A 20,751-nucleotide genomic window follows, 5' to 3' on the forward strand; every position below is an offset into this window, starting at 1 on the left:
AAATATTTCTATTTTAATTAATAAAAACAGCCAGCCATGTGATCATAGCTTCAATTCCGGCGTGTTGGCGTAAATAATCGCGCAGAAATCGGCAGGCGTGGTAATACTGCACTTTGGCTGTGTTGCTAGAGATTTGCAGTTGAGAGGCTACTTCCTCGTTGGTCAGTCCTTTTTCGGAGCGTAGAATAAATACCTGTCGCCGTTGCGCCGAAAGTTGTCGTAAGCCCGCCAGCACTACCGATCCGTATTCGCTCAGCGTCAACGTCTCTTCCGTTGAAGTATCCACATCGGGTCGGGTGGCCTGATGACTGAGATGCCGTAGAATAGCCCGTTTTTCGTCACGAATCGTATTAATCATTTGATGACGCATAGCTGTTGCGAGATAGTTTCTTACCGATTGAGAGGGGTCTAAATGTTCCCGGTTTATCCATAATTTCAGGTAAACGTCCTGAAGTGCGTCTTTCGCCAGGGCCGGGTCTTTTACGTACTGTATAGCTATACTGTATAGAAAATGGTAATATCGCCGAAACAAAGTTTCGAACGCAGCCTCGTCATGCTGTTTCAAGCGAAGCGTTAATTCCGTATCCGTCAGTTCCATAGATTTTATGTAGGAGCAGTGCGAACGGTTACACGTAGAAGGAGCAGACAACGTGTTCTATTTACAAATGTAACAAGAATTGTCCCGACAGGAAAAGAATATTTTTTATTTGTTCAATCCAATAGTGATCTTGCAATACCATTTTTTCGCTTGGTCTATTAAATCTTCATGCGCTATCTAAAGCCTATCTTAGTTTCAACAATTACCCTACTTTTTGTTTGGCTATTAAATCGTTCGTGGGGTAGCATTCCCGCTTTCGGACCATTACTAAGTCCCTTTGTTGGATTTTGGCAAAATGCGGAGTCTGTTTCCGGTACGGACGAAGAAATTAAGCTGGAAGGGACCAAAGCACCTGTTACCGTTGTCTATGATGACATGGCGGTTCCGCACGTGTTCGCTCAGAATGACTACGACGTTTATTTCGCCCAAGGGTACGTTACGGCTCGTGATCGACTTTGGCAGATGGAATTTCAGACTCATGCCGCTTCGGGCCGATTAGCTGAAGTCGTGGGTGAGCGGGCTTTGCCGCTTGATCGCTTCAATCGGGAAATTGGTATGGTATACGGTGCCGAGCAGGCGTTGAAAGCCATGATGAGCAATCCTGTATCGAAGCAGATTGTTGAAGCGTACACGGCTGGGGTTAACGCTTGGATTTCGACGCTCAAACCAGCTGATTACCCAATCGAATACAAGTTACTTGGCTACTCGCCCGAACCCTGGTCAACCTTAAAATGTGCTTTACTGCTCAAGGCCATGACCAGCACACTGGCCAGCGGAGCCGATGATCTGCAAATGAGCAATGTCAGAAAACTGTTCGGCTCGGCGGTTACGAGTGATCTTTTTCCGGATTATCCTGATCACGAGGACCCAATTATTCCCCCTGGTACTAAATGGGACTTTAAACCGCTACCGGTCCCTAAAACACCCGATTCGTCAGGGGTAAACAATTCATTAGCGCTTAACTGGCCCGCTCACGATCCGGCCATTGGTAGCAATAACTGGGCGGTAGGATCACAGAAATCAGCTACCGGCTATCCGATTTTAGCGAATGATCCTCACCTGACACTTAGCTTACCGTCTATCTGGTACCAGATTCAGCTCATTTCGCCGACGATGAATGCCTGTGGCGTGTCGCTGCCGGGGTCGCCCGCCGTGATTATTGGTTTCAACAAAGACATCGCCTGGGGAGTAACGAACGTTGGTGCTGATGTGCTGGACTTTTACAAAATCCGTTTTCGGGATGCCAGCAAGCAGGAATATTTGCACGGTGGCACATGGAAACCGATTCGGCAACGGCTCGAAGTCATCAAGGTGAAAGGTCAGGCCGATGTGATCGATACAGTCTATTACACGCATCATGGACCAATCGTGAATCAAAGTGGTCAGAAAGGATTCCGCGCGAATATACCGTCGGGGTATGCCGCCCGCTGGATCGCTCACGAACCGACCAACGAAATTCAGTGCTATTACCTGCTTAACCGCGCGAAAAATTACACGGATTATGTACAGTCACTGGCTTACTACGGTGCGCCGGCACAAAACTTTATTTTTGCCGATGTTCACAAAGACATTGCTATTTCGCCCAATGGTAAGTTTCCGCTGAAATGGAAAGAGCAGGGTAAATATTTGCTCGATGGTACCAATCCCGCTCACGACTGGCAGGGATGGATTCCTCCGGCCCAAAACCCCCGCGTACTAAATCCGCCAAGAGGCTTTGTCAGTTCGGCCAATCAGTCGTCAACCGATCCGAGTTATCCGTATTACATCAACTGGCAATTTGCTCCTGCGGAGCGTGGAATTCGCATCAACCAGCGGCTGACGGCTATGCAGCGCGTCACAACGGATAGCATGCGTCGTTTACAGAACGATGTGTATAACCTGCGGGCGTCGATGGCCCTGCCTACGTTGCTGCCTTTGCTGGACATGTCAGCGTTAAGCGGTGATTACGCCAAAGCGTTAGCCACGTTAAAAAGCTGGAATTATCAGAACGACACCAGTTCCGTTGGCGCGACGATCTTCACGGAGTGGAACCGGCAGTTAAGCGACGCCATCTGGAAGGACGAATTTGACCGGGGCGATACTTTGCTCACGCGCTTCCCGAGCTTCGACCGGACGCTACGCATGATCCAGAAAGAGCCTAAAGCACACTGGTTCGATAATGTGCATACGGCCGCCCGCGAAACGCTATCGGATGTGCTGACGAGTAGTTTCCGCTCTACCTGTGATACGCTTCAGAAAAAGCATGGCGCTATTGGTTCTTCCTGGTCCTGGGCGACCCACAAAGCTACGGCTATCCGGCATTTGGTACCCGGTTTGGACGCATTCAGCGTCTTAAACGTACAGACTGGGGGAGGGAGTGGCATCGTTAATGCAACCACGGAGCGCACGGGTCCTTCGTGGCGGATGGTTGTTGAATTAGGGCCAACCCCAAAAGCATATGGTATCTATCCGGGCGGTCAGTCAGGAAATCCGGGCAGTCCACTTTATCAGAACATGATCGAAACATGGCGTCGAGGACAGTTGACCGAGCTGGTCTACCTTCAATCGGCACAGGACAAAAATGCCCGGATTAAACGAAAGCTAACGCTTAAATAGCCTTGTTGACAGGCACACTAAGTTCACATTCTTAACTCCCAGCGGTTCCCATACTATTTTCATGATTCAAATTCTGTTAATTGCGCTGCTTAGTTTGCTGGCTCAGCTCGTACTTCCCTGGTGGAGCCTGGCCATCATCGCCTTTTTGGTTTGCTTTTGGCGTAGCGAGCGAGCCGGACGAGCTTTCTTTTATGGTTTTGCGGGCGTCGCCCTGGTCTGGCTGGCCTATGCATTACTGATTCACCTGCGTACTGATGGTGTTTTTACGGGACGAATGAGCCAACTGATTTTTCGGACAAACAACGCGGGCCTGCCACTGCTAGCTACAGTGCTTGTTGGCGGCTTAGTGGGTGGTCTGGCTGGACTTTCCGGTTTCTTTGTTCGACAAGTGACCGGAAATCAACCCGTAAAGCATACTTCGTAACTTGTAAAACCCCTACATTTGTAAGATAAACTTGCAACTAACCAATCCATTTTACTGTGAAGAATGCTTCATTGATTCTAAATGTCGTCCTGACAATTGCCGTAGCTGTTCTGTATTACCTGCACTTTAAAGATCGTCAGCCCGAAACCACTTCGACGGCAGCCGTGCCTGCCGAAGCAAAAGGAAAAGCCATCGTATACGTGAATGTCGATTCGTTGCTGACTAAATATGAGTATTTCAAAGACACGCAGAAAGTGCTGGAAAGCAAACGTTTTCAATTAGAGAATGACCTGACTGCCAAAGGCCGTAACCTGCAAAACAAAGTAGCGTTCTTTCAGCAGCGGGCAGCTACCATGACCCAGGAGCAGGGCCGCGCTACAGAAGCGTCGCTTCAGAAAGAGCAACAGGATATCCTGGCTTATCGTGAGCGGGCCGCCCAAAACCTGGCTGTCGAAGAACAGAACAAAAACAAGGAATTGTACGACCAGATCTACGACTACCTGAAAAAAGAAAACGCGAAGAATAAATACGAGTTCGTGTTGGGTTATACCAAAGGCGGTGGAATCCTTTTCGCTGATCCATCAAGTGATCAAACCAGCCGTATACTGGCGGGATTAAACCAAGAATATAAGACGAAGCAGGATAAGCCAGCGAAAAAATAAGCAAGCATAGCTCGTTACAAAGCGTCGGTTAACAGACTATTTGTTTGTCGACCGACGCTTTTTGTTCGTGAATAGGGTAGAAGAGGGCCTCGCAAAGACAATTTTCGTACGCAAACAAACCTCTGTTCTGTTTCGTGTGTTCTTGACCTTACCGGGTTATTTTCGACCTGCTAGTAGTTGTTTATTTGGATTACTAAAGGCTAAAGCCTGCTTTTAGGCATCACAATTATATATAGTATTGCATGGCCTCCGCTTCTATTGTTAAACAGGTTGATATTCGAAACCGCCGGGCGTCGTTTGAATATTCATTCTTAGAAACCTACACCGCCGGTATCGTACTGACTGGTACAGAAATCAAGTCGGTACGGCAGGGGAAAGTGAACTTGCAGGACGCTTACTGTCTGATTCATGGCGACGAATTATTTATTCGTCAGATGAATATCTCGCTCTACAGTGAAGGGACGCATTATAATCACGAGCCGTTACGGGACCGAAAACTGCTGTTGACCAAGCGGGAAATAAGGCGGCTGAACGAAAAGCTAAAGGATCAGGGACTTACGATTGTTCCCGTTCGGATGTTTACCAGCGAGCGTGGGTTCGCTAAAATTGAAATTGCGCTCGCCAAGGGTAAGAAACTGTACGATAAGCGCGATAGCATCAAAGAGCGCGATGTAACCCGAGAGATGCAACGAGAACGCTATTAAGTTTACGTTTCTGGGCATCTACTAAATTTTCCACAACTCTTGTCGTTATGTGGATAACTCTGTAACTTGCTACCGTACAGAGGCATCTAAACGCGACATGGGCAGGAAAGTATTAGTCTTAAATCAAGATTACAGTGCACTCAGCATCTGCTCCGTTCCAAAAGCATTTTTGCTGGTTTATTTAGACAAAGCCGAACTCATCGCCGAATCTGAGCAATTTATGCTACGAACCGTTTCGGCCGAGTTCCCGATGCCGTCGGTTATCCGGTTACATCGGTACGTTAGTCTGCCCTACAAAGGCGTTATGCTTACGAGGCAGAATATTTTTAAGCGCGACGGCCACAATTGCCAATACTGCGGAACGACCGAAGACCTGACACTCGACCACGTTCTGCCCAAATCACGCGGTGGAAAAACAAGCTGGGACAATCTGGCTACCGCCTGCAAACGGTGTAACTCGCGAAAAGGCGATTATACTCCCGAAGAAGCAAACATGAAGCTTCGTCAAAAACCTTTCAAGCCCACTTTTTTAGTTTTCCTACGCGAATTTTCCGGGTCTCTTGAACAAAGCTGGATGCCCTTTTTGAGCAAAAAAGGAAAGGCTTTTCAGTAAGATAACGATATACGAAGAAGAAGGAAACGGCCCGTCCTAAGTGTTCCGCGAAATGCGAACCTCTTGGGCGGGCCGTTTCCTTCTTCTTTTTTGCTTTTTCTTGCTCAATTTCAAAGAGTTTTACCTGCCGAGAAACTTTTTCCACAAAGCAATTGCTATCTTTGAGTCCTTTTTTAAAGGTACCATTTTATAAAACCAAAAGTCAGTCCGCCGTTGACCCACGGACTGATGTACCGAGTGGGTCAGGAAAACTTTTTTTATGAGCAAAACGCAGCAACGCGAACTGCCGGCATTTGATTGGGACCGGGCAGACAACAAAGGATTCGGAAGTGGCTATTCGGATGCGGAGCGCAACCGGATGTTAGAACTGTACGACAATACCCTGTCGGAAGTTAAAGAAAAAGAAGTCGTTATGGGAACCGTCGTTGGGATCACAGACCGTGAGGTACTGCTCAACATCGGCTTCAAGTCGGACGGATTGGTTCCAGCTTCCGAATTCCGGGATATGCCGGACCTGAAGATGGGTGATGAAATTGAAGTTTACGTAGAAAATCAGGAAGACCCGAACGGCCAGCTGGTATTATCGCGTAAAAAAGCGAAAGTGATTACCGCATGGCAGAAAATCCAGAAGGCTCTGGACGAAGACCTCGTTATCGATGGCTTCGTGAAGCGCCGGACAAAGGGTGGTCTGATCGTTGATATTTTCAGTATTGAAGCTTTCTTGCCAGGTTCGCAGATCGACGTGAAGCCGATTCGTGACTTCGACATCTTTGTCGGCAAGAAAATGGAGGTTAAAGTCGTGAAGATCAACTATGCAAACGATAACGTTGTCGTTTCGCACAAAGTACTGATCGAGAAAGACCTCGAAGCACAACGCGCTCAAATCCTGAACAACCTCGAAAAAGGTCAGGTTCTGGAAGGCGTGATCAAAAACATGACCAACTTTGGTGTGTTCATCGATCTTGGTGGTGTCGATGGTCTGTTGCACATCACGGATATCTCGTGGGGCCGCATCAGTCATCCATCCGAAGTACTGCACCTCGACCAGAAGGTCAACGTGGTTGTTCTGGATTTCGACGAGGACAAAAAGCGTATCTCGCTGGGCATGAAGCAACTTCAGGCTCATCCTTGGGATGCTCTGGAAGAAAACATCGAAGTAGGATCGAAAGTAAAAGGCAAGATCGTGAACGTAGCCGACTACGGTGCGTTCCTCGAAATCATGCCGGGTGTAGAAGGTCTGATCCACGTTTCAGAAATGTCGTGGTCGCAGCACCTGCGTAACCCACAGGAGTTCCTGAAAGTTGGTGACGAAGTAGAAGCTGTTGTGCTGACACTCGACCGCGCTGACCGCAAAATGTCGCTGGGTATCAAGCAACTGACCGAAGATCCTTGGACTCGTCCAGAACTTCGTACGAAGTATGCCATTGGCACCAAGCACAAAGGCGTGGTTCGTAACCTGACCAACTTCGGCTTGTTCCTCGAACTGGAAGAAGGCATCGATGGTCTGGTACACGTATCGGATCTGTCGTGGACGAAGAAAGTGAAACATCCTTCTGACTTCATCAAGGTTGGTGAAGAACTTGAAGTGATTGTTCTTGAACTGGACATCGAAAACCGTCGTCTGGCTCTGGGTCACAAGCAACTCGAAGAGAACCCATGGGATACGTTCGAAACCGTATTCGCCGTTGGTACGATTCACCGGTGTACGATCATCAGCAAGAACGATAAGATGGCAACGCTCGAACTGCCTTACGGCATCGAAGGCTTCTCTTCATTGAAAAATCTTGCTAAAGAAGACGGTACATTTGCTGAAGTAGGCGAAACGCTTGATTTCAAAGTAACCGAATTCTCGAAAGACGAAAAGCGGATCATGCTGTCGCACACGAAATCATGGCAGGAGAAGAATGAGCCAGTGAAAGAGCAGAAGCCTAAAGCTGCTACTGCTAAACCAGCTTCTACTTCAAACCAGTCTGACCGTGGTGCAACCTTAGGAGACCTCGACGCGCTGGCGGCTCTGAAAGAGCAGCTAGAAGGTCGTAACTAGTCTTCTCGTATAGATTTACGATGAAAATCCTCTGGGCCGAAAGGTTCAGGGGATTTTTTTGCAACACTCTTTTCAAAATAAGAGATAAAATCGTATGTTTGCACTCCCGAATCCGGCATACAGATCAATTCGGGCTATAAGGTTCCGTGGCCGAGTGGCTAGGCAGAGGTCTGCAAAACCTCGTACAGCGGTTCGAATCCGCTCGGAACCTCACCAAAAAAAGGCTAATCAATACTGGTTAGCCTTTTTTTGTGGCCTTTGCTCAACAAAATGAGTTATAGCGTCAAGTCTTCTTTATCAACAGATCAATTATTTTACTGAGTATCTCAAATCATTCATACGATGGCGATAGATTGCGGCTTTTTCTGCTATCTTAACTGATAGACGTTACGGATGTAATTCACTGATGGGCAACTATAAAAACGTTGAGGAAGAGCTGGTCGCTTTACGAGAAGAGCTTGATCGGGTAAGAAAACAGACGAGTGCAGCCCTAGAAGCGGTTGGCATTGGTCTGTGGACGATGTTTCCTCAACAAAACCGTGTCCTTTGGGACGAACAATGCCAGCGAATCTATAATTGGCCTCACGCGTCCGTCAGGCTGGATGAGTTTATGTCCCGAATCGATCCGCAGGATTTGATACGGATGCAGGCAATACTGGCGGAGCCGCCAAGTCGACAAACGGGTAAGCCCACAACTATTGATTACCGAATCACTAGTCCGGTCGACGAGAAAGTTCGCTGGATTCGTATTACAGGCCGGGTAACGATGCAGGCATCCGGAACAGCGGACTATTTTTCGGGCACGGCCCAGGACATTACTGACGAAAAACGCAGGGAAGCTACGCTACAGACTGTCGAGCAGCGATTTCAAATGGCCTTCTCCAATGCTTCGGTCGGCGTGGTTATTCTGGATACGCACAGCAGAATACAGCTTATCAACAAAGCATTTGCTGACTTGGTAGGCTACGATCAGGAAGAGCTACACGATCAGCATTTTCAAGCAATCAGTCATCCAGACGATGTACAGGAAAATATTTTCTTAGCGCAGCAACTGTTAGCGGAAGAAGCGAATTCGTACGTATTCAATAAACGTTATATTCGTAAAGACGGCTCTATTGTATGGGCTCAGGTGAGTTCAGCCTTAATTCGGGATCAGGATGGAAAACCCGATAGCTTCATTACGATTGTACAGGACATCACGACTGAGCTACAGGCACAGGCGGAACAGAAAAAGCTACTCTCCTTATTACAATCCAGCGAAGAAAGCCTACGGGATGCCATTGAACTTGCGGAACTAAGCACCTTTGAGATAGATCCGGCTAAGGATGTACTTCTGCTTTCCGAACGGGCTAGAGATTGGCTGGGATTCTCGCACGATGAAAGAATTACCCTTACGCAGGTGCTTGATACGATGCGAGACCGCAATTCGGTCGAAGTGTCCTTGAATCAAGCTTTTTCTAAAGATGTAGGTACAACAACCGATATTGAGCTATGGGCCATTAACCGGCAAACGGGACAAGAACGGCTGTATCTGGCTCAGGGACGCGTGGTCAGACGAAGTCCGAACGATGCAGATCTAGTCATACGTGGTATTGCTAAAGACATAACAACCCAAAAACAGTACGCACGGGAGCTGGAGCAACAAGTGCAAGGGCGTACTCAGGCGCTTCAGCAAGCTACGGTACTTGTAGAGCAGCAAGCCGATCAACTCCGGTTCGTTACCGACAGCGCCCTGACTGCTATTGCGCTTTACTCGATTGTTCGTGACGAAAAGACTGCAACCGTCATTGACCTGCGTTACGTGTTGATTAACCAGATGGCTTCACGCATGACGGGCATACCCGTAGACCGCCTGATCGGTAAAACGATGTCAGAAGTGTTTCCTGGTATGAAAGGCAGCAAGGCTTGGCACCTTTATTTAGAATTAGCGGAAACCGGGACCCCGCTGCGTTATCACAATCACTACACGCAGGATGGCTACGATATCTGGTATCAGGTCCAGGGAGTCCGCCAAGGCGACTTTTTAGTCTTGTCATTTCTCGACATCACCGAACTAAAGCAGACCCAACTTCAGCTTGAAGGACTAAATAAAGATCTCTTAACCGCAAACGATAACCTGCAACAGTTCGCATTTATCGCGTCACATGATTTGCAGGAGCCACTGCGCAAGGTGCAACAGTTCGGCGACCTATTGAAAAATCAGTACAGTACTGAATTAGGCGATGGCGTAACGTATCTTGAACGAATGCAACTCGCTGCCCAGCGGATGTCTATCCTGATTAAAGATCTCTTGACTTTTTCGCGGATTACGACCAAAACCCAAACCACTACGGAAATACCTTTGGAACGGGTGATAAGCCGTGTAGTCGAAGACTTGGACATCGCTATTCAAGATGCTGATGCAACGGTACAGATCGATTCATTGCCAGTTATAAAAGGGGATGAGTCTCAGCTACGACAACTCTTTCAGAACTTACTATCAAACTCTCTGAAGTTTCGCCGACCGGATGTAAAGCCGGATATCCATATAAGTGCGCAGCGCATAGCCGCATCTGATTTGCCGTCAACCATCAACATGATTCGGCAGTCAGCTAGCTATCAACTAATTAGTATTAGTGATAATGGAATTGGGTTTGATGAAAAATACCTTGATCGTATTTTTCAGGTTTTCCAGCGTCTGCACGGCAAAAATCAATATGATGGTACCGGCATAGGATTGGCTATTGTTCAAAAGGTAGTTTCCAACCATGGGGGGACAATTACCGCTACGAGCCAACTCGGTCAGGGTAGCACGTTTCAGGTATTTCTGCCCTATGAATCTTGAAATTCAGTATTAAGAACAGGCTGAACGAATAGCGAAGATGTGGGCGAATAATCTGACCGCTATGCTCGTCTTTAGCTAGCTAAGTTTATCCTCTTCCGATGAAAAGAGCAGTTGGCTAATAGTCAATAAGTTATTTTCAACAAATAAAGACCGCCCATGTTTACAACTTACTCGAGCGGTTTAAATAATCGTTGTAGCCTTTCTGACTGACATTCTTGAAAGAATCGTGAAATAGCTTTTTTGCCGAATAGCTCGTTTGATTATTTGCCCAAATCGCCAATGGGCAGTACGATCCTTCTTAATTAGAAACAATATAAATAAAATTGAGAATGCAAAATAACTAAACGTCTGCTTTTGCCTATACAGCATTCGTGTAGTACTTTTGTGGACCTATGAAAGGTCAGTGGTGATTATGTTGATCAACTTAATGAATAGATGTCTAACAATGAGTCGTTTGTCTAAGTTTTGCGGGGCCATGGCCCTGTCACTGGCGCTGTTATTTAACGGCGGTCAGCTAAAGGCGCAGGACTCATCTGCAACTGCGGGCGGTGGTGCGGCTGCGGCTGCACCTGCTTCTGGGGGTGGTGGTGATGCTGAAAAAGGAAAAAGTCTGTTTACTAACAACTGTGCACAGTGCCACGCAGTAACAGATGAGAAAGTAGTTGGCCCGGGCTTAAAAGGTATTGAAGAGCGGGCTCCAAGCAAAGATTGGCTTCACAAATGGATACGTAATTCATCCGCTGTGATTGCATCTGGTGATGCGTATGCTAACCAAGTATTCAACGCCAATGGTAAAGTACAGATGTCGAGCTTCCCCAATTTGTCGGATGCTGACATCGATGGAATTCTAGCTTATATTGACCAAGCTAATAAACCTGCAACAGCGGGACCTACAAGCACACCAGGTAACGCAAACACGGCAGGCGTAAGTCAGCCGGGTGGAGCAACCGCTGGTAGTCCTTCTGAGCTGTTTACAGTAGTACTTGTTGCTTTACTTGTAGTGATGTTGCTCGTTCTGGGCGTCCTGCTGGTAATCGTAACGATCCTGTCGAAAGCCGTAACGCCGGTAACTGTCGATGGAACACAAACTACTTCATCATTTGGACAGCGTTTGAAAGACGGTTTGTCTAGCGCTTTCAATAACTCGACACTTCGCTCGATTGTAATCTGGTTGTTTATCTTGGTTGCTACGAAAGAAACATTCGATGGCGCTTACAGCATCGGTATTCAACAAGGTTACGCACCTAAGCAGCCAATCGCTTATTCGCACAAGCTGCATGCAGGTCAGTACAAGATCGATTGTAACTACTGTCACACAGGAGTTAATAAGGGCAAGAGCGCTACGATTCCGTCGGCTAATATCTGTATGAACTGCCACGGCGTCATCAAGAAAGAGTCTCCGGAAATTCAAAAGATCTACACAGCTATTGAACAGAATCGTCCTATCGAATGGATTCGGGTTCATAACCTGCCTGATCTGGCTTACTTCAACCATGCTCAACACGTAAACGTCGGTAACGTACAGTGCCAGACCTGCCACGGTGAGATTGAAAAAATGGAAGTAGTTGAGCAGCGTTCGTCGCTGACGATGGGCTGGTGTATTGACTGCCACCGCAAGACGGAAGTTAATACGAAAGACAATGCTTACTACGATAAGTTAGTCGCTCTCCACCGGAAAGAAAGCAAAGAGCCGCTCAAAGTGGCTAATATCGGCGGTCTAGAATGTTCTAAATGCCACTATTAATCCACTGGGCCGTATAGACCTGACCGTAATACGTCAGGTTGACCGGCCGGTTCAACCAACAGGTATCTTACCGATTACAACACGCATGGAAGAGAATACGACCAAACGGTATTGGAAAGGGGTTGAAGAATTACGCAACGACGCAACGTTTGTGAAAAACGCTAACAGCGAGTTTGCTAATCCTGATCCGCAAGACTCGCCGAGTGACTTGGAAGGTCTGCTCGGTGGTTCAAACACCCAACGCCGTGATTTCCTGAAAGTAATGGGCTTTGGCATGGCAGCCGTGACTTTGGCAGCCTGCGAAACCCCAGTTCATAAAGCAATTCCGTACATCAACAAACCGGAATTTACATTTCCTTCTATTTCAGACTACTACGCATCAACGTATACCGAAGGCGGTGATTACGCTGCCGTTTTAGTTGAAACACGCGAAGGTCGGCCTATCAAAATCGAAGGTAACCCGCTGTCCAGCATTTCGAAAGGTGGTACCACCGCTCGGGTTCAGGCATCGGTTTTGTCACTATATGATATTGATAAGCTGAAAGGTCCAAAGCGGGGTGAGTCAGATATTGACTGGGCTACAGCAGACCGGGAAATTGTCACTCAGCTGAATTCGGTTGCGTCTCGTGGAGGTGCCATCCGGATTGTTACATCAACGATCCTTAGCCCGGCAACCAAAGCTGTCGTAGCTGATTTCGTTGCCAAATACCCAACGGCACGTCACATCATGTACGATGCCAACTCAGCATTTGGTATTACGCAGGCTAACCAGGCTTCATTTGGTAAGGCTGTTATTCCTTCCTACGATTTTGGCAAAGCGCAAACAATCGTTAGTGTTGGTGCTGACTTCCTCGGTACGTGGATTGCTCCGCTAGAATATGCTCGTCCGTACGCAACGGGACGGAAAATCGGTGCTGTCGGTGGTGGTAAGAAAACCATGTCGCGGCACTATCAGTTCGAAACGGGACTGTCGATGACAGGTGCTAACGCTGATTACCGTACCGCCATCAAACCATCGCAGGAAGGTCTGGTTGTCGCAGCGCTGTATAACAAAGTAGCGGCTAAACTAGGCGGATCAGCGATCAGTACGCCAGCTGTTACTGTTGCTAATCTTGACAAAGCTGCCAACGATCTGGCCCGTTCACGTGGACGCGCACTGGTTGTATCAGGTTCTAACGATCCAAATGTTCAGATCGTTGTGAATGCTCTGAACAATCTGCTGGGTAGCTACGGAACAACAATCGATATCAATACACCGGTTAATTACCGTCAGGGTAATGACCAGCAGATGAATGCTTTTATCGACGAAGTTAAAGGAGGTCGCGTAGGAGCAGTACTTATTTTTGGCGCTAATCCGGTATACGATCATCCTCGTGGTGCTGAGTTAGGTGAAGCGTTGCCTAAAGTTGCCTTGTCCGTGTCATTTGCGGACCGGGCTGATGAAACGGCTTCGTTGGCAAAATACATTGCGCCAGCTCCTCATTATTTGGAGTGCTGGAATGATGCTGAGCCAAAACAGGGTTTCTACAGTCTGATGCAGCCTGCCATCACCAACATTTATAAAACTCGCCAATTTCAATCGAGTCTTTTGACGTGGGCTGGTAAACCAGGTGATTTTCAGACGTATTTAAAAAACTACTGGCGGACAAACCGCTACCCACAAGCATCTGGCTTCAGCTCTTTCGATTCGTTTTGGATTAAGAGCTTACACGACGGTGTATTCGAGCCTAATAAAGGTGCAGCAGTAGCAGGTGGAGCTTCTTTTGCTGGCAACGTAGCACAAGCTGCTGCCGGAATTGCTCAGCGTTACAGACCAACAACAGGCATGGAGCTAGCGCTCTATGAGAAAGTAAGCGTTGGTACAGGTGCAATGGCTAATAACCCCTGGTTACAGGAAATGCCGGATCCTGTTACAAAGGCTTGCTGGGATAACTACGCATCGCTATCGCAGAAGACAGCCAACGATATGGGCCTTGCTCAGAACGACCTGGTAACGGTAAGCGTTGGTGGTAAGTCGATAGAATTACCTGTTCTTGTTCAACCTGGCCAGGCAGACAACACAGTTTCTGTGGCCGTCGGTTATGGTCGCGAGAAAGCTGGTAAGTCGGCAAATGGTGTCGGTAAAAACGCGTTTCCGTTTGTTACTCTAGCCGGTGGCTATGTAACGTATGCTGCTTTCGACGCAAAAGTTGACAAGGCTGGTGGATCGCACGAAATAGCGCAGACGCAGACGCACGAGACCGTAATGGGTCGTAAAGCTGTTCTTCAGGAAGCGATACTCGCTGATTACCAGAAGAACCCGATGGCGGGCCGGTATGAGCCAAGAGTAGCGACATCGGAAGGGCCAAAAGCGCCAACTGATATTACGCTATGGAATGGTTACGGCAAGCCAAACCATTCATGGGGTATGGTCATTGACTTGAACTCATGCATCGGCTGTAATGCGTGCGTAATCGGTTGCCAATCCGAAAACAACGTTGCTGTTGTTGGTCGTCAGGAAGTTATCAACCGTCGTGAAATGCACTGGATTCGGATTGACCGTTACTACAGTAGCGACGCCGATCCAGAAGACGTTAGAGAGTTAGAAGTTGCATCAGCTAACCCTGAAGTAACGTTCCAACCAATGCTGTGTCAGCATTGCAGCAATGCTCCCTGCGAAACGGTATGCCCTGTGTTGGCTACTACCCACAGCACGGAAGGTCTTAACCAAATGACCTACAACCGTTGTGTAGGTACACGTTATTGCGCAAACAACTGTCCTTATAAAGTACGCCGGTTCAACTGGTTCAAGTACTTCGACAACGATAACTTCGATTATAACTTCAATAATGACCTTGGTAAAATGGTCATTAACCCGGACGTAACGGTTCGTTCACGCGGTGTAATCGAAAAATGTTCATTCTGCGTACAACGTATTCAGGAAGGTAAACTGACTGCCAAGAAAGAACGTCGTCGGCCAATGCCTGACGAAATTCAGACAGCTTGTGCACAAGCCTGCCCAACGAATGCGATTATTTTCGGAGATATGAACAATCCGGAGAGTACGATTTCTAAAACACTGGAAACCGAACGGCAAGGTCGTGCTTTCCACGTGCTCGAAGAGATTAACGTAAGACCGCAGATTTCGTACCTTACGAAAATCCGGAACAAAGACGAAGAGCCTAAACAAAAAGCTCGTCAGGAATCAGAGGCATAATGTAACTTACAATTTACGGCCTGTAACTCACGATTTTAAACATCAAGAGAACACAAACTGTAAATCGTACATCGTAAATCGAAAATAAAAAAAGTAAGTATATGTCGCATGTAACATCAGCCGTAAGAACTCCTCTGGTCACCGGTGGTAAGACCTACGCCGACGTGACGGAGGATATCAGCAGACAGGTTGAGGGAAGCCCCACCCGCGAGTGGACGATTGCCTTTACCATCTCGGTGGTTGTGCTACTCTACGGAACCGCCTGCGTGTTCTGGACCTGGTGGGAGGGCCTTGGTGTATGGGGCTTGAATAAAACAGTCGGTTGGGCATGGGACATTACCAACTTCGTGTGGTGGGTTGGTATCGGTCACGCCGGAACGCTGATCTCTGCGATCTTACTACTGTTCCGTCAAAAATGGCGGACGGCTGTAAACCGCGCGGCTGAAGCGATGACCATTTTCGCCGTTATTTGCGCAGCTACGTTCATTCTGATGCACATGGGTCGGCCTTGGCTCGCTTACTGGGCATTACCGCTGCCAAATACATTCGGGTCGTTGTGGGTAAACTTCAAATCTCCACTTGTATGGGACGTATTTGCTATTAGCACATACTTCACTGTATCATTGGTTTTCTGGTACATGGGCTTACTGCCTGACCTAGCTACCATCCGCGACCGGGCTCGCAGCAAAGTATCTCGTTATATTTATGGTGCATTCTCGCTAGGTTGGAACGGTTCCGCTAAAACGTGGGCTCGTTATGAATACATGAGCTTGATCCTGGCTGGTCTGTCTACTCCACTTGTATTGTCTGTACACACCATCGTATCATTTGACTTTGCTACGTCGGTGATTCCAGGATGGCATACAACAATCTTCCCTCCTTACTTCGTAGCTGGTGCTATCTTCTCCGGATTTGCCATGGTGCAAAACCTTGTGTTGATCATCCGGGTCGTATTTAAATTGGAAGATTACATTACGCTTGAGCACATTGAGTCGATGAACAAAGTCATTACGCTAACAGGTTCTATTGTGGGCGTAGCTTACCTGACAGAGTTCTTCATCGCTTGGTATTCTGGAGTTGAATTTGAAAGTTACGCGTTTATCAACCGTGCCACAGGTCCTTACTGGTGGGCTTACTGGGCGATGATGACCTGTAACGTAATCACTCCACAGCTTTTCTGGTCACGGGCTATCCGTCGGAGCATCGTTTGGACATTTACGTTGTCAGTCGTGGTGAACATCGGTATGTGGTTCGAGCGGTTCGTAATTATCGTTACCTCGCTGCACCGTGATTACTTGCCATCGAGCTGGGCTATGTTCCATCCAACCTTGTTCGATATCAGCGATTACATCTTCTCATTCGGTTTGTTTTTTACGTTGTTCTTATTATTTTCCAAGTTCCTACCTGTAGTGAACATGGCCGAAGTAAAGACCGTAATCAAATCGTCGTCGGAAAGACTGCCAGTGTCTGTCTCTGGCGTTGCTAAAGGGGAGCGCGTTGCGAATCCAACATTCAATAAAGACGTAGAGTAAACTAGTTCGAGCTGGGTAACCGGGCGGCTTGATGGTTGTGGTTAACGCTGCAACCATCAAGCTACAAACCTCAAACATTAATCACTGATCATGTCAGACGTAATTGGTAACGGTAAATTTTTGGTAGGCATCTACGATGATGATGATGTTGTACTGACAGCCGTTAAAGATGTTAAAAAAGCGGGTGTACGTATTCATGAAGTGTATTCACCATTCCCAATTCACGGATTGGACGTTGCGCTTGGACACCCACGGTCACGGCTAGGGATTGCCGCTTTTCTATTTGCTCTGTCGGGTACAACAACTGCTCTTTTATTGACCGCTTATACCGAAGGTTTCGACTGGCCAATGATCGTTGGTGGTAAAGATTCGTATTCCCCGGTCATCTATGTACCGATTATATTTGAATTAACGGTATTGTTCTGTGCCTTGGGCATGGTTGCTACCTTTCTTGTATCAAACGGTCTTGGGCCTACGGTTAAACCCTTAATGTATGACCTGAGAACTACTGATAATAAGTTTGCAATGGCTATTGACCTAAGCAAAAACAATATTGGCGAAGGTGATATAGAGCAAATTCTGAGAAAATCAGGAGCTGCTGAAGTTAACATTAAGCAGTTCTAACGGTCCGCATGAGAATGATAACGAAACATATAAGCATAACTGCACTGGCTATCGTTGGGCTACTATTTGCTGGAACATCCTGCAAGCGGAGCCATGATAGTACCGGTCTTGAATTTGCTCCGAACATGTACGATGCTGTTGGCTATGAACCTTATCGTCAGATTCGGCCAAACACCATAAACGTTCGGGAAAACGGTCTGAACATGCGTCTCCCAGCTCGGGGAACGGTTTCAAGGCCAAATTACCATACTACGTTTGATGGAGATAGTGCATCAACTGATTTGATGATTTACAACATCCCAGCCGATAGTATCTCTATTGCTGAGCGTACGTTGACAAACCCAATCCCTCAAACCGAAAAGTCGCTAGCTGACGGTCAGCTAATGTACACTCGGTATTGCTCACATTGCCACGGTGCAACGGGTAAGGGCGATGGACCTGTCGGTAAAGAGTATAAAGGGGTACCTAACTACGCTACCGATGCTTATAAAACAATGAATGATGGACACATCTTTCATGTGATTACGCATGGTAAAGGGCGTATGTGGCCACATGGCTCTCAAATTACCCCTGAAGATCGGTGGAAGATTGTTCAGTACGTACACAAATTGCAACAAGGATAAATTTGAGTATTAGCTTTTGGTTTTCGGTTGTTTGATTGGACAGCCATTGAACTGAAAGCTAATAACCGAAAACTGAAAACTATTAAGAATGGCATCGGCTCACGCAATACCGTCGCTAGACGAAGAATTTGAATTTACTGCGGAATCCAAGCGTCGACTACTTATTGGCATCGGAGCCGGAGTTGCGTTGGTCGCAATTGGCGCGTACTTACTGGCATCGGGTGCTGGTTCTCATGGACATCATGAAGTTGCTCATGCGGCCGGTGTACACGAAGGTGCAGAATCAGGACATCACGCCTATAAATGGACGAATCGGCTTTGGGCAAACGTCTGGCTGAATGCTGTCTATTTTGCTGGAGCTTCCGTGATCGGGATGTTCTTTATTTCCTACAACTATCTGGCTCAGGCTGGCTGGTCATCTGCCTTTAAACGTGTTCCAGAAGCACTGCCTGCTTTTCTACCTTTTACAGGTATAGCTATTCTTCTTGTCTTCTTTGTTGCTGGCCATGATTTGTTCCACTGGACCAATCCTGCATTGTATGACAAGAGCAGTCCAGAATACGATCCGATAATCAGTGGCAAACACGGCTTTCTTAATACGCCATTTTACCTAATCCGTATCGTCCTGTATTTCGCGCTATGGTATGTGCTATGGCGTATGATCCGCAAGTATTCTTTAGACGAAGATCTAAACGGGGGTACTGAATACTACGATAAGAGCATTCGGTTAGGTACAGCTTTCCTCGTGGTTTTTGGCGTAACATCGTCAACCTCGGCCTGGGATTTTGTTATGTCTATCGATACTCACTGGTTTAGTACCATGTTTGGTTGGTATACACTGGCTAGCTGGCACGTTACAGGTTTAGCTATTATTACGCTGACTGTTGTAAACCTAAAGGAACGGGGCTATCTGAAGATAGTAAATGAAAGCCATCTTCAGGATCTAGGTAAATTCATGTTTGCGTTCAGCATTTTCTGGACATATGTGTGGTTCGCTCAGTTCATGCTTTACTATTACGCTAACATTCCAGAGGAAACAATTTACTACCGCGAGCGCTTCAGTGGATTTGGGGGTATTTATAAAGCACCATTCTTTATAAATATACTTCTAAACTTTGTCTTTCCATTTCTCGTTCTAATGACAAGAGATTCTAAGCGGACATATATCTTTCTTAAGATAGCTGCTTGGGGTATTATAATCGGTCATTATTTCGATTTCTATACCAATATTATGCCAGGAACGGTAGGCGAGCACGGTGGTTTTGGACCGATTGAATTCGGTATGATTCTGATTTTTGCCTGTGGGTTCATGTGGTCTATTTCTTCACAGCTTACAAAAGCTAATTTGATTCCAAAGAATCATCCAATGCTAGAGGAAGCCATACACCATGACATCTAATCAATAATCCGCTTACAACATGGTTTACATAGTTGCTATATTATCGGTTATCTTTCTAGGAATGGCTGCTTTGGTCGTTTCTCGGATTGCAACCGTTGTAAAGAATGCAAATGGTCCCGTTGAGGAAGGTCGCATAGGGACGAGTAACCGTATCAACGGTGCCTTGTTCATGATCTTCTTCATTCTTGGAATAATTGGCGTGGTATGGTCTTTCCTATATGCCAAGCAATTCTTCTTGCCAGAGGCTTCCTCTCCGCACGGTCGTCGTACCGATTTCTTGTTCTGGTTGTCGATGGGAATCATCATGGTTGCTTTTGTTATTACAAACGCGCTGTTGTTTTTATTCTCATGGATGTATCAACACAAAGAAGGCCGTAGAGCGGCTTATTATCCAGAAAACCACAAGCTGGAGTTAATCTGGACCGTAGTGCCAGCAATCGTGATGGCTATTCTGGTTTTCACCGGCTGGCGCGCATGGCGTGATATCATGTCTGAAGCTCCAGCAGATGCTCAGGTTTTTGAGATCGTTGGAAAGCAGTTTAACTGGATCGTTCGCTATCCAGGTGTTGATGACAATAAGCTTGGTTCTTACAACTATAAGCTTATCGACAACAACAACGAGACAGGAATTGATTATTCAGATGAATCGTCATTTGATGACTTTGTATCAACTTCTGAATTGCATATCCCAGCGGGCAAACCTGTTTTGTTGAAAATCCGTGCTCGTGATGTGTTGCACAGCGTATTCATTCCTCATCTTCGGGTGAAAATGGATGCTGTACCAGGTATGCCAACCCGTTTCTGGTTCGTTGCTGATAAGACAACCGACGAAATGCGGAACATTACCGGCAACCAGGACTTCGGTTATGAAATCGCTTGTACAGAAGTATGCGGTCAGGGACACTTCTCAATGCGTATTCGTTTAATTGTTGAGGATGAAGCATCGTGGCAAGCATGGTGCAAAGAGCAAAAGCCACTCTTGAGTTCTACTCCGGATCTGGCAGCGCGGATCCCTGCCAATTTGAAAGCGAAAGCAGCGAAGTACTTGCCTGCTGATGGTGCTGCTGCCCCGTCGGACAGTGCAACAGCCTCAACGAAACAGGGCGGTGGTCTGTCAGTAGCCAGTGCTACGATTCGTTAATCTAAAAAAACTTTAATAAACCAAATAC

The 20,751-nt window shown here is 47.0% G+C and carries 15 protein-coding genes and 1 tRNA gene; 15 read left to right on the top strand and 1 reads right to left on the bottom strand.

Annotated elements, in window-relative coordinates; all coding sequences use genetic code 11:
• Positions 1-13 precede the first annotated feature (13 nt).
• A complete protein-coding gene (locus tag M0L20_RS09630; protein WP_248476741.1) occupies positions 14-598 on the bottom strand; it encodes an RNA polymerase sigma factor in 585 nt (194 codons plus the stop codon).
• A 168-nt stretch (positions 599-766) separates the two neighbouring features.
• Here M0L20_RS09630 and M0L20_RS09635 point away from each other — a divergent pair, with 168 nt between their 5' ends.
• The 15 genes from M0L20_RS09635 to M0L20_RS09705 all read left to right on the top strand — a co-directional run bounded on the left by M0L20_RS09635 (position 767) and on the right by M0L20_RS09705 (position 20,723).
• Complete coding sequence (locus M0L20_RS09635) at positions 767-3,193, top strand: penicillin acylase family protein (protein WP_248476742.1); 2,427 nt, start codon at positions 767-769, stop codon at positions 3,191-3,193.
• Between the two features lie 61 nt (positions 3,194-3,254).
• Positions 3,255-3,617: a hypothetical protein gene (locus M0L20_RS09640; RefSeq protein ID WP_248476744.1), complete on the top strand. Its 363-nt coding sequence runs from the start codon at positions 3,255-3,257 to the stop codon at positions 3,615-3,617.
• A 56-nt stretch (positions 3,618-3,673) separates the two neighbouring features.
• Positions 3,674-4,279 (top strand): OmpH/Skp family outer membrane protein, encoded by a 606-nt coding sequence (locus M0L20_RS09645; protein WP_232560695.1) that lies wholly within the window; start codon positions 3,674-3,676, stop codon positions 4,277-4,279.
• Between the two features lie 242 nt (positions 4,280-4,521).
• Positions 4,522-4,983 carry an SsrA-binding protein SmpB gene (gene smpB, locus M0L20_RS09650; protein WP_232560696.1) on the top strand — a complete coding sequence of 154 codons (462 nt, stop codon included), beginning with the start codon at positions 4,522-4,524 and terminating at the stop codon, positions 4,981-4,983.
• 97 nt (positions 4,984-5,080) lie between these two features.
• The gene (locus M0L20_RS09655) at positions 5,081-5,596 is read left to right on the top strand and encodes an HNH endonuclease (RefSeq protein WP_232560697.1); all 516 of its coding nucleotides are present in this window, start codon (positions 5,081-5,083) and stop codon (positions 5,594-5,596) included.
• A 259-nt stretch (positions 5,597-5,855) separates the two neighbouring features.
• Positions 5,856-7,640 carry a 30S ribosomal protein S1 gene (rpsA, locus tag M0L20_RS09660; RefSeq protein WP_248476746.1) on the top strand — a complete coding sequence of 595 codons (1,785 nt, stop codon included), beginning with the start codon at positions 5,856-5,858 and terminating at the stop codon, positions 7,638-7,640.
• A gap of 140 nt (positions 7,641-7,780) precedes the next feature.
• A tRNA-Cys gene (locus M0L20_RS09665) sits at positions 7,781-7,851 on the top strand.
• 195 nt (positions 7,852-8,046) lie between these two features.
• Complete coding sequence (locus M0L20_RS09670; protein WP_232560699.1) at positions 8,047-10,464, top strand: PAS domain-containing sensor histidine kinase; 2,418 nt, start codon at positions 8,047-8,049, stop codon at positions 10,462-10,464.
• Positions 10,465-10,909: 445 nt separating this feature from the next.
• Positions 10,910-12,208: a c-type cytochrome gene (locus M0L20_RS09675; RefSeq protein ID WP_425276919.1), complete on the top strand. Its 1,299-nt coding sequence runs from the start codon at positions 10,910-10,912 to the stop codon at positions 12,206-12,208.
• Positions 12,209-12,293: 85 nt separating this feature from the next.
• Positions 12,294-15,404, top strand: a complete 3,111-nt coding sequence (locus M0L20_RS09680; RefSeq protein ID WP_248476748.1) for a TAT-variant-translocated molybdopterin oxidoreductase — start codon at positions 12,294-12,296, stop codon at positions 15,402-15,404.
• 101 nt (positions 15,405-15,505) lie between these two features.
• Complete coding sequence (gene nrfD, locus M0L20_RS09685; RefSeq protein WP_232560702.1) at positions 15,506-16,936, top strand: NrfD/PsrC family molybdoenzyme membrane anchor subunit; 1,431 nt, start codon at positions 15,506-15,508, stop codon at positions 16,934-16,936.
• A 90-nt stretch (positions 16,937-17,026) separates the two neighbouring features.
• Entirely contained in the window at positions 17,027-17,560 is a 534-nt protein-coding gene (locus tag M0L20_RS09690) for a DUF3341 domain-containing protein (protein WP_232560703.1), read from the top strand.
• A 14-nt stretch (positions 17,561-17,574) separates the two neighbouring features.
• Positions 17,575-18,183, top strand: coding sequence for a c-type cytochrome (locus M0L20_RS09695; RefSeq protein ID WP_248476750.1), 609 nt, complete (start codon positions 17,575-17,577; stop codon positions 18,181-18,183).
• A gap of 88 nt (positions 18,184-18,271) precedes the next feature.
• The gene (locus M0L20_RS09700) at positions 18,272-19,582 is read left to right on the top strand and encodes a quinol:cytochrome C oxidoreductase (RefSeq protein WP_232560705.1); all 1,311 of its coding nucleotides are present in this window, start codon (positions 18,272-18,274) and stop codon (positions 19,580-19,582) included.
• Positions 19,583-19,601: 19 nt separating this feature from the next.
• Entirely contained in the window at positions 19,602-20,723 is a 1,122-nt protein-coding gene (locus M0L20_RS09705; protein ID WP_248476751.1) for a cytochrome c oxidase subunit II, read from the top strand.
• Positions 20,724-20,751: the final 28 nt, after the last annotated feature.

It is taken from the genome of Spirosoma liriopis, assembly GCF_023196085.1.
GTDB lineage: Bacteria > Bacteroidota > Bacteroidia > Cytophagales > Spirosomataceae > Spirosoma > Spirosoma oryzicola.

Excerpts from the sequence above, each read along its gene's own strand:
- M0L20_RS09630 (WP_248476741.1), bottom strand. The coding sequence starts at position 598 with ATGGAACTGACGGATACGGAATTAACGCTTCGCTTGAAACAGCATGAC.
- M0L20_RS09635 (WP_248476742.1), top strand. The coding sequence starts at position 767 with ATGCGCTATCTAAAGCCTATCTTAGTTTCAACAATTACCCTACTTTTT.
- M0L20_RS09640 (WP_248476744.1), top strand. The coding sequence starts at position 3,255 with ATGATTCAAATTCTGTTAATTGCGCTGCTTAGTTTGCTGGCTCAGCTC.
- smpB (WP_232560696.1), top strand. The coding sequence starts at position 4,522 with ATGGCCTCCGCTTCTATTGTTAAACAGGTTGATATTCGAAACCGCCGG.
- M0L20_RS09655 (WP_232560697.1), top strand. The coding sequence starts at position 5,081 with ATGGGCAGGAAAGTATTAGTCTTAAATCAAGATTACAGTGCACTCAGC.
- rpsA (WP_248476746.1), top strand. The coding sequence starts at position 5,856 with ATGAGCAAAACGCAGCAACGCGAACTGCCGGCATTTGATTGGGACCGG.
- M0L20_RS09670 (WP_232560699.1), top strand. The coding sequence starts at position 8,047 with ATGGGCAACTATAAAAACGTTGAGGAAGAGCTGGTCGCTTTACGAGAA.
- M0L20_RS09675 (WP_425276919.1), top strand. The coding sequence starts at position 10,910 with ATGAGTCGTTTGTCTAAGTTTTGCGGGGCCATGGCCCTGTCACTGGCG.
- M0L20_RS09680 (WP_248476748.1), top strand. The coding sequence starts at position 12,294 with ATGGAAGAGAATACGACCAAACGGTATTGGAAAGGGGTTGAAGAATTA.
- nrfD (WP_232560702.1), top strand. The coding sequence starts at position 15,506 with ATGTCGCATGTAACATCAGCCGTAAGAACTCCTCTGGTCACCGGTGGT.
- M0L20_RS09690 (WP_232560703.1), top strand. The coding sequence starts at position 17,027 with ATGTCAGACGTAATTGGTAACGGTAAATTTTTGGTAGGCATCTACGAT.
- M0L20_RS09695 (WP_248476750.1), top strand. The coding sequence starts at position 17,575 with ATGATAACGAAACATATAAGCATAACTGCACTGGCTATCGTTGGGCTA.
- M0L20_RS09700 (WP_232560705.1), top strand. The coding sequence starts at position 18,272 with ATGGCATCGGCTCACGCAATACCGTCGCTAGACGAAGAATTTGAATTT.
- M0L20_RS09705 (WP_248476751.1), top strand. The coding sequence starts at position 19,602 with ATGGTTTACATAGTTGCTATATTATCGGTTATCTTTCTAGGAATGGCT.